Here is a 12631-nt window from a genome sequence, read left to right on the forward strand (position 1 = left end):
TCGATGGTGAAAGTGAAGGGGTGGGGGAGGACCGCGAGGGTCACTCGTCGACGAGGCTGGTGCTGTCGGAGAACTGCGAGAGACGGAAGATCACGAACTCAGCCGGCTTCACCGGGGCCACCCCGATCTCGCAGACGACCTGACCGAGGTCGATCGACTCCTGCGGGTTGTTGCTCCGGTCGCACCGGACGTAGAACGCCTCCTCGGCCGTGCGGCCGAACAGCGCCCCGCGTCGCCACTCCTCGGTGAGGAACGAGGTGACGTTGCGCCGGATGCTCGACCAGAGGCGGTCGTCGTTCGGCTCGAACACCACCCACTGGGTGCCCAGGAGGATGGACTCCTCCAGGTAGTTGAAGAGGCGGCGCACGTTGAGGTAGCGCCAGGCCGGGTCGGAGGAGAGGGTGCGCGCGCCCCAGATGCGGATGCCGCGGCCGGGGAAGGCGCGTACGCAGTTCACGCCGATCGGGTTGAGCAGGTCCTGCTCGCCCTTGCTGAGGCGGATCTCCAGGTCCACCGCGCCCCGGATGACCTCGTTGGCGGGGGCCTTGTGGACGCCGCGCTCGCCGTCGCTGCGCGCCCAGACACCGGCCACGTGACCGCTCGGCGGCACCAGGGAGTTGCGGCCGCTCGCCGGGTCGAAGACCTTGACCCACGGGTAGTAGAGCGTCGCGTAGCGCGAGTCGTACCCGGCGTCCTCGTTGCGCCAGGTGCGCACCCGCTGGGCGTTCATGCCCGGCGGGGTGTCCAGGATGGCGACCCGGTCGCCCATCTGCTCGCAGTGCGAGATGACCGCCAGCTGCACGGTCTTGACGCCCTCGGCGTCGATGTCGCCGCGCTGGAAGGCGCTCATCAGGTCCGGGACGGCGACCATCGTGATCTCGTCGATCGCTTCGAGGCCGGAGAAGCCGGTACGCGCGGAGGCGTCGCCCACGTACTCGGAGGCGTCGAGCCGTGCCACACCGGAGCCGGGGGCGCCCGCGGCGGCGGGGGCGAGGGCGACGGTCTGCTTCTCGGGGCGGCTCTGCGCGGTGCCGGGCTGCTCGGTGACCTGGACGAACTTGGAGTCGCGGGCCTGGGTGACCAGGTAGCCCTTGACGTTCTTGCGGGTGGAGACGTCGTACGTCTCGACGGCCTTGCCGGCCTGGCGCACCAGCAGCCGGAAGCGGTCCTCCGGGGGGTTCTCGCCCTCGGCGTCGGCGATCTCCACGGAGAGGCCGTCGCCCGTGCCGGGCTTGGCGGAGACGAGGAACCCGCCGAGCGCGACGGGAGCGGGGGCCTGGGCGACCGCGCCCAGCGCCGTGCCCTCCGTGCCCTGTGCGGGGCCGCCGATGCGCACGATGTAGGCCGCGCCGCCGCCGTTGGCGAAGAAGCCGTAGACGGCGTGCGCCAGATAGGTGTCGGCGGTGAAGGCGCCGAACGTCTGCACGTACTGGTCCCAGTTCGTCACCAGCGTCGGCTGGTGGAAGGGGCCCGTCCCGGCGAAGCCGACGAAGGCTGCGACCGCGGTGCCGACACCCTCGATGGGCCGCGCTCCGGACTGCACCTCCTCCACGTAAACACCGGGGGTGAGGTACGACGGCATGCTCGCTCCTTCTGGACGGTCACTCGATCACTGGCCAGTCTCGACCGTCCGGCCGGGCGGGGAGTAGGCCCCAGGGTCCTGGACGCGGGGCAATGTGGCTGCCTTTCCGGGCCCCCGTACGCCGGGTAACACTGCCCTCGGCGGGCCGGGCGGACCGGTAGCCGTATTCGCGGACCCGCCCGCATTCCCCGGGCGACGTGAAGAGAACGGGAACAACGTGTTACGGAACGGTCCGAAGCCGCCCCGCCAGGGGCTGAGCGAAAGGCGGGCGCCGCGCCAGGGTCTGATGTGTTTGGTATCTCTTTTTCCCGGTAAACCACGGAAGGCCGAGCGCCGTCCGGGGCCACCGGGGGACGGACCGAGGTGACGCGATTCGGCCAGAATGCGCCGAGAAGGTGGGTGGATTCGGTCGTATACGGGCGCGGAAAACGGGCATGGGAACGCTCCGAACGGGCACCCTCCATCCGCCACCGGGCCGTCAGGACCGTTTCTGAGCAGGCATGTTCGTGCCCGCGGCCACCGGGTGCGGATATTCTTCCGATGCTGTCGTGGCCGCGGGCGACCGAACTGGTCGAGACCTCCGGTGTACCGGGGAGGGCGAATCCGCCACCTCCCGGCACGCCGGGTTTCCTCTCGACCGGGTTTCTGCTGTTGTCTCGTCGGCAGACGAAGCAGAACGCCCGACGTCGCTGTTTCTATCGTGCGAGATCGCTCAGTTCGCCGCTGACATTCAGAACCTGATGGCACCCGGAAGCCTGCGTACCGGTGGCCGGAGTGCCGGGCTTGGCACAGGTGACGGACGCGGTGACGGTGGCGTTCTCCGGTACCTGAATGGGGGTGACCCAGTGATAGTCCTGGTTGCGGAAGGTTTCCAGCGCGATCGTCGTGATCTTGTTCTCTCCGAAGGAGATCGTCACGATGCCCTCGTCCCCCTGGAAGTTCGCCACCACGATGTCGGTGACGCCGAACACCTTCCCGGCCGGAACCTTGTAGACGCCCTCGGCCGACCTGCCCGCCGAGGTCTTCACGTCGATGGTCTTGGAGTGCTGCGCGCCGCCACCGCCACCGCTCCCGCCGGTGCCGCCGCCTCCGCCGGAACCGGCCGGGCCGGAACCGCCGCCCGTGCCGGGGCCCGTTCCATCCGGACCGGCCCCCTCTCCCTGACCGCCTGCCGGGTTCTCCGCGCCGCCGGGCGGCACCGACCCCTGCTCCTTGCCCCGCTGGGTCTCCTTCTGCGCGGCCTTCGTCCCCGCCTGCTCGGCCGTGCTCTTCACCGCGGGCCGCACCAGGGCGAACCACGCGAGCAGCAGGGCCAGCAGTGCGGCCAGCACGATCAGCAGCCACTTGGGCAGCACCGGTATCTGCGCGAACTCCCCGGGCAGCGGCTCGGGTCCCCCGGGCTGCTCGTCCTCGGCCTCCCCTTCGGCGCCCTCGGTCGCCCGGACCTCGAACGGCCAGGTGACGGGCTCCCCGAACCAGATCAGCGCCCGGGCCCGGACCTTCAGCCGGACCTCCGCCGACTCTCCCGGCTCCAGTCGCTTCTTGTCCGGCGTGAAGGTGAGCCGGAGATCCTCCCCGGCCTGCTTGCCCGCGAGGGCCACATCGACCGGGGTGTTCCCCTTGTTCTGCACCGCGGCGCCGAAGCGGGCGCCCAGCCAGCCCCGGCGGCGGCGCGGTTCCAGCTCCGTGCGGAGCTCGTGGAAGGGCTCCACGGTCACCGTGCCCTCGGGGACCACCACCGACTCGGGCCGCTCCGCGGGCAGGACCCGTACGGCCAGGGGGGTTTCACCCGCCCGGACCTCGTGGGAGCGCGGCGGGGCGAAGGTCAGGGTCACCGTCTCGGAGGTGCCCGGGTACAGCGACACACGCGCCGGCTCGACGGAACTCCAGGCGGCGCAGTCGCCGACCACCTCAAGTGTGTAGGCCTCGACGATGTCGCCGTCGTTGCGCACGGTCAGGGTGGTCGTCGCGGTACCGCCAGGCGACACCGTCACCGTGGGGCTTTCGAGTTCGGCAGATGTGGTCACTCTGCGACGTTAGGCCGCCCGCACCGCTCGGCAGCAGAGACGCGAGGGCAACAAGCGGGCAGGGGTGGTGCCCCGCGGGCCCCTCGGCACAGTGTCCCCGCGCCCTCTCCGCGCGCTCGCGGGCCGTGCCCCGGCCGGCGGGCGGCGGCATGAGGACGAGCAGGCACAACGGGCTGAAGTACCTGAGGAAGACGGGCACGGAACGATGACGACGATCACGGACACGACGAACAGCACGGCGAACGCGACCGCGAACGGCACGGCGAACGCCAACGGCACGGCGGCGCGCGGGCACTACCGCAGGCCCGACGCGGCGCACCGCCGCACGGCGGGCCCCGGGGGTGTGCCCGGGGGCAGGGTCTCCGTGGCGGTGTACGCGGAGGACCTGATCCTGCAGACCGGCATGATCCACCAACTGCGCGTGCGGCCCGAGATAGAACTGCTGCCGGAGGCCGAGGCGGACCGGGCCCAGGTCTCGCTGGTCGTGGTGGACGTGGTCGACGAGCCCACCGTCCAACTCCTGCACCGCCTCCAGCGCAACACCTCCACCCGCACCGGACTGGTCGTGGGGTTCTTCGAGTCGGGCGCCCTCCAGACCATGATCGAGTGCGGGGTCGCCGCCGTGCTCCGGCGCGGCGAGGCCGACCAGGACCGGCTCGTCCACCTGGTGCGGGCGATGGCCAACGGCGAAGGCGTCCTGCCCGGCGATCTGCTCGGCAAGCTCCTCGACCACGTCAGCTCCCTCCAGCGGACGGTCCTCGACCCCCGGGGGCTCACGCTCTCCACCCTCACCGCGCGCGAGGCGGAGATGATCCGGCTGGTCTCGGAGGGCTGCGACACCGCGGAGATCGCGCAGAAGACCTCGTACTCCGAACGCACCGTCAAGAACGTGCTGCACGAGGTCGCGACCCGGCTCGAACTGCGCAACCGGGCCCACGCGGTCGGATACGCGATGCGGCACGGGCTGATCTGAGGGCCCGTCGCCCCGCGCCCGGCCGGAGGCCCCGGCGGGGCGCGGGAGGCCCGGGCGCGCGGACGCCAGGGCCCCGACGCCCCGGGCGTGGTGCCCGGGCGTGGTGCCCGGGCGTGGTGCCCCGCCCCGGTGCCCCGCCCGGGTGCCGCACCGCCGCAAAGGGCAGCGATCCCTTCCCCCGTCCGGGGTACTCGCGGCCTGTCCTTCGCCCCCGCGCGGGGGCGAAGCTGGCCGGTGGAGAGTCATCGACAGACTGTGAGGTGGGCCGTGACCGGCACTGCTGGCCCGGCAAAGCATTCCCGGCTGGGCCGACTGACCGGTGCGGTGGTGCTGTTGGCACCCCTGCTGCTGGTCGGCTCGGCCGCCGCCCCGCACGCGGCCGCCGAGGCCGTCGCCGCCGCGGCGGACGCCGAACCGCTCCAGGCGGGGCGCGTCGCCTTCGCCGGCACGGAACACCGCAGCCTGGGGCGGGCCAACGACAAGGACACCACCGACCCGCTGTTCGGTGAGGGCCCCACCCACTACGACCAGGACCCCTCCGCCCGGGGGGAACTCCTGGTCTTCACCAGCCTGCGTGACAGCGCCCGGCCCCAGGTGTACCTGCGCGCCGCGGACGGATCGGTGAGCAGGCTCACCACCAACCGGGACGCGGCCCACCCCGAACTCTCCCCGGACGGCCGGACCGTCGTCTTCGACTCGGCGGAGACCGGGCCCGACGGCACGGTCCAGCGCGACCTGTGGACGATCGGCGTCGACGGCAAGAACCTGCGCCGGCTCAGCAACACCCCGGACAACGAGGAGTCCCCGACCTGGTCCCCGGACGGCAAGAAGATCGCGTACGCCTGCGACGCCCTGGGAGGGTGGCAGATATTCGTGCGGGACGTCGCCGGCGGCCCGCTCACCCGGATCAGCGACGCGCCGGCCGGCGACGCCACCGAGCCGTCCTGGAACCCGGTGGAGGACGACGCCCGCCGGGGCCTTGTCGCGTACACCCTCACCACGAACCCCGACCCGGCCGTCGACGACGGCACCGAACTGCGGGCCACCCAGGGCATCGGGACCGACCGGCCGCTGCTGGCCGGTGCGCACGCCGAGTGGGGCACCCGCTCGGCCTCCTGGCTGCCGGACGGCAAGGACATCGTCTTCCTCAGCCCGTACCACACCTGCGGCTGCGACGACTTCGACCACGCCTACCGGGTGACCGCGTTCGAGGGCGACGCGCCGCCTGACCAACTGGTCAAGGAGAACCGCGAGCTGGGGCCGCCCACCTGGTTCGCCCCGGCTGGGACCGTCATCGTCCCCCGGATCACCCCGGAACCGGAGACCGTCAAGAAGCCGGACGCGCCGGACGAGCTGCTGGCCGCCGCGCAGATCGTGACGCTCCAGGACGTCCGCCAGGACGGCTCCGACCCCCGCGACCTGGGTCTCACCATCCTGAAGGAGGACCCGAAGGCCCGCACGAACACGGACCACACCAAGAACCCCCTGTTCAGTCCGGATCCCGGGTACGACCCGTGGCACGAGCGGCAGAACTACACGCCCGACGGCCGGCGCATCGTCGTCACCCGCTTCGAGGACGGCGCCGAAGGGCGGATCGAGCGGATCTGGATGGTCGACGCCGACGGCAGGAACGCGGAGGTGCTGGAGCTCGACGGGCGCGGCCCCACGGACTGGGACACCGACCCCACCTTCTCGCCCGACGGCACCAAGCTCGCGTTCACCCGTACCTCGCCCGGCGGCGTCGGGGACAAGGGGGGCCGGAGCCGCATCCACATCGCGGACGTCGCCACCGGCGCGATCCTCGACGAGGTCCCGCCGCCCCCGGGCCAGGAGGCGGGCGACGTCGCCCAGCCGACCTGGTCCTCCGACGGTGTCAACCTCGCCTTCACCCGCAGGCAGGTCATCAACGGCAACGGCGGCAACAAGCACATCTGGGTCGCACCGGTGGCGGACCTCGACCGCCAGCGGGATCTGAGCGACACCATCTGCCCCGGCGACTGCGAGGTCATCGACGACAGCCCCGCGTTCTCCCCGGACGGCAAGAAGGTGGCCTTCAACCGCAAGGACGGCGGTGGCCGGAACAACCAGCAGGCCGGGGTCCTCATCAAGCCCCTGCGCGGCGGCGGCTGCCGGGTCGTGCTGCCCTCCGTCCAGAAGGACAACCCCGACGGCTGCGACCTGCCCGTCCCCGACACCTCCGTGACCGGCCCCCACCAGCCCCGTGACGTGGCCTGGTCCCCCGACGGCAGCAAGCTTCTGTTCACCTCGCGCCGGGAGCTCGCGGCGAACTCCATGGAGCAGCTCTCCGTACTCGACATCGCCTCCGGCGACATGGCCCCCCTCGACAACACGCACAACGGACGGCAGAAGGAGCCCGCCTTCCAGCAGTCGGTCGACCTGTCGCTGACCGCACCGCCCACCGGAGACCCGGTGGAGGTCGGCTCGTCCACCGAGGTGGCGATCACCGTCACCAACCGGGGACCCTCGCCCTCGCCCGGCACCCTCCTCACCGTCGACGCCCCGCCCGGCGTACGGCTGGAGGAGCTGACCACCGACGCCGGGACCTGCGCCGCCGGTACGCCCCAGTGCGACCTCGGCATCGTGCCGCCCGGGGCGAAGGTGACGGTCACGGCCCGGCTGACCGGCGTGACCACCGGTGACCAGCGGATCAACTGGTCCGTCACCGGGGCGGTCCTCGACCCCAACCCCACGGACAACGCCACCGGAACGATCGTCCCGGTCGAGGACGTGCCACCGCCGACCCCGACCCCCACTCCCACCCCCACTCCGACCCCCACCCCTACTCCGACCCCCACCCCCACTCCCACGGCGCCGTCCCCGACCCCGACAACGCCCACCCCCGCCCCGCCGCCCACGACCACGCCGCCCCCGCCGCCGGCCCCCGCGCCGCCGCCGCCCGCCCCCGAGGCCGGGCCCGGCGTCACCGTGCGGGCCCAGCCCAGCCCCGGCTACGTCGGCGGCAAGGTCGTGGTGACGTACACCGTGCGCAACGGCAGGAACGCGCTCGCCACCGGACTCCGGCTGAAGCTCGGACTGCCCGGACGCATCCCCGCCGGACCGCTCCCCGCGGGCTGCACCGGCGGCGGCACGTGCACGCTCCCCGACCTCGCACCCGGCGCGTCCACGGTCCTCAGCGTCGTCCTGTCGCCCGACAAGGCCCTCCGTACGACGATCACGGCATCGCTCACCACCACGGGCACCGACGCCAGCCTCCGCGACAACGTCTCCCGGATCCCGCTCCGCATCCTCCAGCCCCGCATCGTCTCGGTGCCCGCCGTCGGCAAGCCCGGCTTCGTCACCTCCGTACGGGGCAAGGACTTCCCGCCCGGGGCGCCCGTCACCCTCAGCTGGAAGCCCGGGATCACCGCCGCCGCGGCCCCGACCCGGCCGCTGGGCGACGGCACGTTCATCGCCCAGCTCCTCATCGTGGCCAAGGACCGGACCGGGCCGCGCACGATCACCGCGAAGGGCCCCGGCTTCAGCCCCGTGAAGACCGACTTCCTCGTGGTGCTCGGCACCATCACCCCGCCGGACGAGGTGATCCGCCGATGATCCACGAGGTCGACGAGGGGCTGCGGCTGCTGCTGGCCGAGGCCGGGCTGGAGGACAGCGGCGTCGACCTGGTCTTCGACGCCCCGACCAAGGACTGGTCCGCCCGCCGCAACGCCCCGACCATCAGCGTCTTCCTGCACGGCATCCGCGAGGACGCGGGCAGGCGGCGCAGCGGCACGGCCGAGACGCACGACGAGGAGGGCATGGTCACCGGCTGGCGGACCCCGCCCCGCTGGTTCGAGCTGACCTATCTGGTCACCGCCTGGACCAACCGCCCGCAGGATGAACACCGGCTGCTCTCCGAGGTGTTGCGCGTGCTCGTCCGCTCGGAGGTGCTGCCCGCCCGGATGCACACCGGAAGCCTCGCCGAACTCGGCCTGACCGTGGAACTGGAGGCGGCGGGGCCGGGAGCCGGCGGGCCCTCCGCCTCGGACGTCTGGTCCGCCCTCGGCGGCGAGCTGAAGGCCGCGATCGACCTGCGGGTCGTCGCACCGCTGGCCGGGGAGCGCACCCCCGCGGGCCCGCCCGTCACCGAAGGACTCGTGATGAAGACCGCACCCCACCTGGACGGCCGCGACGACGGCCCCGGCCGGCGCCTGCGCTACGAGGGAGCCTCCGACCCCGGCGGACAGGGCTTCGCCGCGCCTCGCGAGCGGCGTCTGCCGCCCGGCCGGCGCAAGCGGGGGAACGCCGCGCGATGACCCTGGCACCACAACAGCTCCACGGCCACGGCCCCCTGACCGGCGTCGAGGAACTCTGGGAGCGGCTCGGCCGCGTCGAGCAGCGGGTCCGGGAGGCCGTAGCGGCTCGCCGGGCCGTCGATCCGGACCCCGACGACCCCTACCGGGGGCAGTACCTCACCCCCGAGGGCGCGGCACGGATCCTGGAGACCCGTGACGCGTTCACGCCCGTACCGGCGTACGAGGACGGAGCCCTGCCGGCCGCCGCCCCGGCCGGGAGCCGGCTCGGCCGACTGGCGGACTGCTTCTCTCTCGCCCCGCTGGACGTCGAGCTCCTGCTGGTCGCCGTGGCCCCGGACATCGACACCCGGTTCGAGCGGCTGTACGGCTACCTCAACGACGACCTGACCCGCCGCCGGCCCACCATCGGCCTGGCCCTGGAACTCTGCGGGCTGCCCGCCGCCGGTACCGGCCGCTTCCGTTTCACGCCGTCCGCCCCGCTCGTCGCGGGCGGGCTGCTGGAGATCACGGACGGCGAGCGCCCGCTGCTCTCCCGGACCCTGCGCGTACCGGACCGGGTCACCGCGCACCTCCTCGGCGACGACGGGACCGACGGCCGGCTGCGCGGGCTCGTCCAGGAGGCCACGCCCTCCCGGGAGCCCGACGAACGCCCCGAGGTCTCCCGGATCGCGGCGGCCCTCGGCACGGGCAGCGGCCTGGTGCACCTCCTCGACCGGGGCGGCGACCCGTGCGTCCTCGCGGTCGAGGCGCTGGCGGCGGCCGGCCGGCGCCCGCTGGTCGTGGACGTCGCGGCGCTCACCACCGCCGCCGAACCGGCCCCGCTCGTACGGGCCCTGGCGACCGAGGCCCGCCTCGGCCGGGCCGGGGTGATCCTCGGCCCGCTCGAAACGCTCGCCCCCGAACGCCCCGACGGGGCCCGGCTGCTCGGTTCCCTGTGCGTGGCGCTCGGCTCCACGCCCCTGATCGCGTACGGGAAGAAGAACTGGGACCCCCTGTGGTCGGCGGAGAGCCCGGTGCCCGTCACCGTCCCGCCCCCCGGCCCCGACGGTGCCGGGCGCCAGTGGGCGCGCGCGCTGGCCGAAGCGGGCCGGACGGTCGGCCTGTCCGCCGCGCACGCGTCCGCCGACGAGGCTCTCATCGAGTCCGCCGCCGCCTACCGGCTCGACTCCGGCCAACTGCGCCGGGCGGCGACCGTCGCGTCCCGGCTGGCCGTCATCGGGCAGCGGCCGGTGACCCCGGAGGACCTGCGGACGGCGGTCCGCGCCCAGAACGGCGCGGGCCTGGAACGGCTCGCCCGCCGTATCGAGCCCGCGGTCGGCTGGGACGACCTGGTGCTGCCCCCGGCGACCCGCACCCAGCTCGGCGAGCTCGCCCTGCGCGCCCGCCACCGCGAGACGGTCCTCGGAAAGTGGCGGATGCGGCCGGGCGGCGGCCGGGGGAGGGGCGTCATCGCCCTGTTCGCCGGGGAGTCCGGCACCGGCAAGACCATGTCCGCCGAGGTGATCGCCGCCGAACTGGGCATGGAGCTCTACGTCGTGGACCTGTCCACGGTGGTGGACAAGTACATCGGGGAGACCGAGAAGAACCTGGAGCGGATCTTCGTCGAGGCTTCCGACGTCAACGGCATCCTTCTGTTCGACGAGGCGGACGCGATCTTCGGCAAACGGTCCCAGGTCAAGGACGCGCACGACAAACACGCCAACGTGGAGTCGGCCTACCTCCTCCAGCGCATGGAGTCCTTCGACGGCATCGCCGTGCTCACCACCAATCTCCGGGCCAACCTCGACGAGGCGTTCACCCGCCGCCTCGACGTGATCGCCGAGTTCCCGATGCCCGACGCACGGCAGCGCCTGGCCCTGTGGGACCGCTGTCTGGGCCCGGCGATCCCGCGCGACGCCGCGCTCGACCTGGAGTTCTGCGCGGACCGGTTCGAGCTGGCCGGCGGTTCGATCCGGGCCTGCGCGGTGACCGCCGCGTACTTCGCGGCCGAGTCGGGGAAGCCGCTGGACATGGACCAGCTCGTCACGGCGGTGCTCCAGGAGTACCGCAAGCTCGGACGGCTGGTGCTGGAGAGCGAGTTCGGGCCGTGGCTGGCGAAGGAGCGGGGGCGGGCCCCGCGGTAGTGGAGCCGGCCGTGACCGGCAGGACGGCCGGCGAGGTGGCTTGCTGAGCCGATCGGATGACACCACGCGGATGGCTGCCGCCCCCGCCGAGGCCCGGCTCCGATACTGATCCGATGATCACAGGGCTGCGCGCGTGGGTGCTTCCGGAGCGTCAACGGAGGTCGCAGGCCGAACTCGCCGAGGATCTGGACCTCATGTGCGGGGACGCCCGCGCCAAGCAGTCGGCCTTCTGGACCATGCTGTTCTTCTCCGCGGTGATCGCGGCCGGCGGTGTTCTGACCGACTCCACGGCCACCGTGATCGGCGCGATGATCATCGCGCCGCTGTCCACCCCGATCATGGGCATCGCCATCGGCGCCGTACAGGGCCGGCGCGGCTCGGCGGGCCGGTTCGTGCTCGCCGGGGTGCTTCTCGTGGTGGCGGTCGGCGCCGTGGGTTCGCTGGCCGTGCCGTCCCACTACGACCTGCTGTCGGACAGCCAGATCGCCGGCCGGACCTCGCCCGGCCTGCTGGACCTGATGGCCGCCCTGGCGACCGGCTTCGCCGGGGCGCTCGCACTGTCCCGCAAGGACGTCGCCGCCGTGCTGCCCGGCGTGGCCATCGCCATCTCGCTGGTGCCGCCGCTGGTCGTCGTCGGAGTCTGCGCCGGACAGGGCGCCTGGTGGCTGGCGCTCGGCGCGCTGGTGCTCTTCGTCTCCAACCTGCTCGCCCTGGTCTTCGCCGGCATGGTGGTCTTCGCCGCGCTCGACCAGGCGCAGGAGCACCCGGCCCGCGCGTCGCGCCGTGCCTACGCGGCGCTCGGTCTGCTGTTCGCCGCGGTGGGCCTGGTCCTCGCGGCCAGCACCACGGTGACCGTTCTGCTCCACGTCTGGACCACACGCACCTCCGCGGCCGCGACCGCCTGGCTCTCCGGTACGCCTGGAGCACAGGTCATCGACGTACAGACACGCTCCCGGACGCTGTACATCGCCGTGCGCACACCGGCCGATCTGCCACCGCTGGACCGGCTCCTCGCGGACCTCGGCGGGAAGGTGCCCGACGGGGTGCCGGTCGCGGTGGTGACGACCCAGGGCAGGCAGCTCCAGGTCGGCCGGGTCGGGGACTGACCCGCACGGCCGCGTCGGCGGAGCATCCCCCCGCCGGTGCGGCCATGGGGAGTAGCTCCCGCCGGTGCGGCCATGGGGAGTAGCTCCCGCCGGTGCGGCCATGGGGAGCAGCTTCCGCCGGTGCGGCCCGACCGGTTCAGTTCCGCCGGCTGCTCAGGTAGGCGTCGATCGCCCGTCCCGGTGCGCTCAGGCCGTACATCCCGTGGCCCACGGTGGCCACCGTGAGCAGGGACGCCCTGGGGGAGGCGTCCGCCATGCGCCGCGCGCCCGCGAGCGGGGTGGCCACGTCGTGCAGGGCGTTGACCACGAGCACCGGAGGCAGGGCCCCCTTCGCACGGGGGCGTCGACGGCGGCCTGGCCGAGACCGCCTCGGGGGACGCCGCGGCAGCGGTCGCGGGAGACGGTGACGGTGGCGGTGGGCCGTGGGGGCCCCCCCCCCCGGGGGGCCCGCGGGGCCCCCCCCCCCCCGGGGGGCCCGGGGGGGGGGGGGGGCGCGGGCCCCCCCCCCCCCGCCGGGGCGCGGGGGGGCCCCCGCCCCCGGGGGCG

8 protein-coding genes are annotated in these 12631 nt (G+C 73.4%); 5 read left to right on the forward strand and 3 right to left on the reverse strand.

Going from position 1 to position 12631, the window contains the following annotated elements:
* Positions 1-40: 40 nt before the first annotated feature.
* Together ACH4KB_RS02650 and ACH4KB_RS02655 are read right to left on the reverse strand one after the other, a co-directional pair.
* Entirely contained in the window at positions 41-1582 is a 1542-nt protein-coding gene (locus tag ACH4KB_RS02650) for a phage tail sheath family protein (RefSeq protein ID WP_398062854.1), read from the reverse strand.
* A 695-nt stretch (positions 1583-2277) separates the two neighbouring features.
* Positions 2278-3576 (reverse strand): hydrolytic protein, encoded by a 1299-nt coding sequence (locus ACH4KB_RS02655; RefSeq protein ID WP_398063338.1) that lies wholly within the window; start codon positions 3574-3576, stop codon positions 2278-2280.
* Positions 3577-3814: 238 nt separating this feature from the next.
* Here ACH4KB_RS02655 and ACH4KB_RS02660 point away from each other — a divergent pair, with 238 nt between their 5' ends.
* From ACH4KB_RS02660 to ACH4KB_RS02680, 5 genes are all read left to right on the forward strand, one after another.
* Positions 3815-4582: a response regulator transcription factor gene (locus ACH4KB_RS02660; protein ID WP_398062856.1), complete on the forward strand. Its 768-nt coding sequence runs from the start codon at positions 3815-3817 to the stop codon at positions 4580-4582.
* Positions 4583-4849: 267 nt separating this feature from the next.
* Positions 4850-8155 carry a hypothetical protein gene (locus ACH4KB_RS02665; RefSeq protein WP_398062858.1) on the forward strand — a complete coding sequence of 1102 codons (3306 nt, stop codon included), beginning with the start codon at positions 4850-4852 and terminating at the stop codon, positions 8153-8155.
* A complete protein-coding gene (locus ACH4KB_RS02670) occupies positions 8152-8856 on the forward strand; it encodes a DUF4255 domain-containing protein (protein ID WP_398062860.1) in 705 nt (234 codons plus the stop codon). Before ACH4KB_RS02665 ends, ACH4KB_RS02670 begins: the two co-directional genes overlap by 4 nt.
* Positions 8853-10979: an ATP-binding protein gene (locus ACH4KB_RS02675; protein ID WP_398062862.1), complete on the forward strand. Its 2127-nt coding sequence runs from the start codon at positions 8853-8855 to the stop codon at positions 10977-10979. The genes ACH4KB_RS02670 and ACH4KB_RS02675 overlap by 4 nt, the downstream gene beginning before the upstream one ends.
* Before the next feature lie 113 nt (positions 10980-11092).
* Positions 11093-12085 carry a DUF389 domain-containing protein gene (locus tag ACH4KB_RS02680; RefSeq protein WP_398062864.1) on the forward strand — a complete coding sequence of 331 codons (993 nt, stop codon included), beginning with the start codon at positions 11093-11095 and terminating at the stop codon, positions 12083-12085.
* 136 nt (positions 12086-12221) lie between these two features.
* Here the strand turns inward: ACH4KB_RS02680 and ACH4KB_RS02685 are convergent, their stop codons facing one another.
* Positions 12222-12398, reverse strand: coding sequence for an alpha/beta hydrolase (locus tag ACH4KB_RS02685; protein ID WP_398062866.1), 177 nt, complete (start codon positions 12396-12398; stop codon positions 12222-12224).
* Positions 12399-12631 lie beyond the last annotated feature (233 nt).

It is taken from the genome of Streptomyces sp. NPDC017520, assembly GCF_044329855.1.
Lineage (GTDB): Bacteria > Actinomycetota > Actinomycetes > Streptomycetales > Streptomycetaceae > Streptomyces.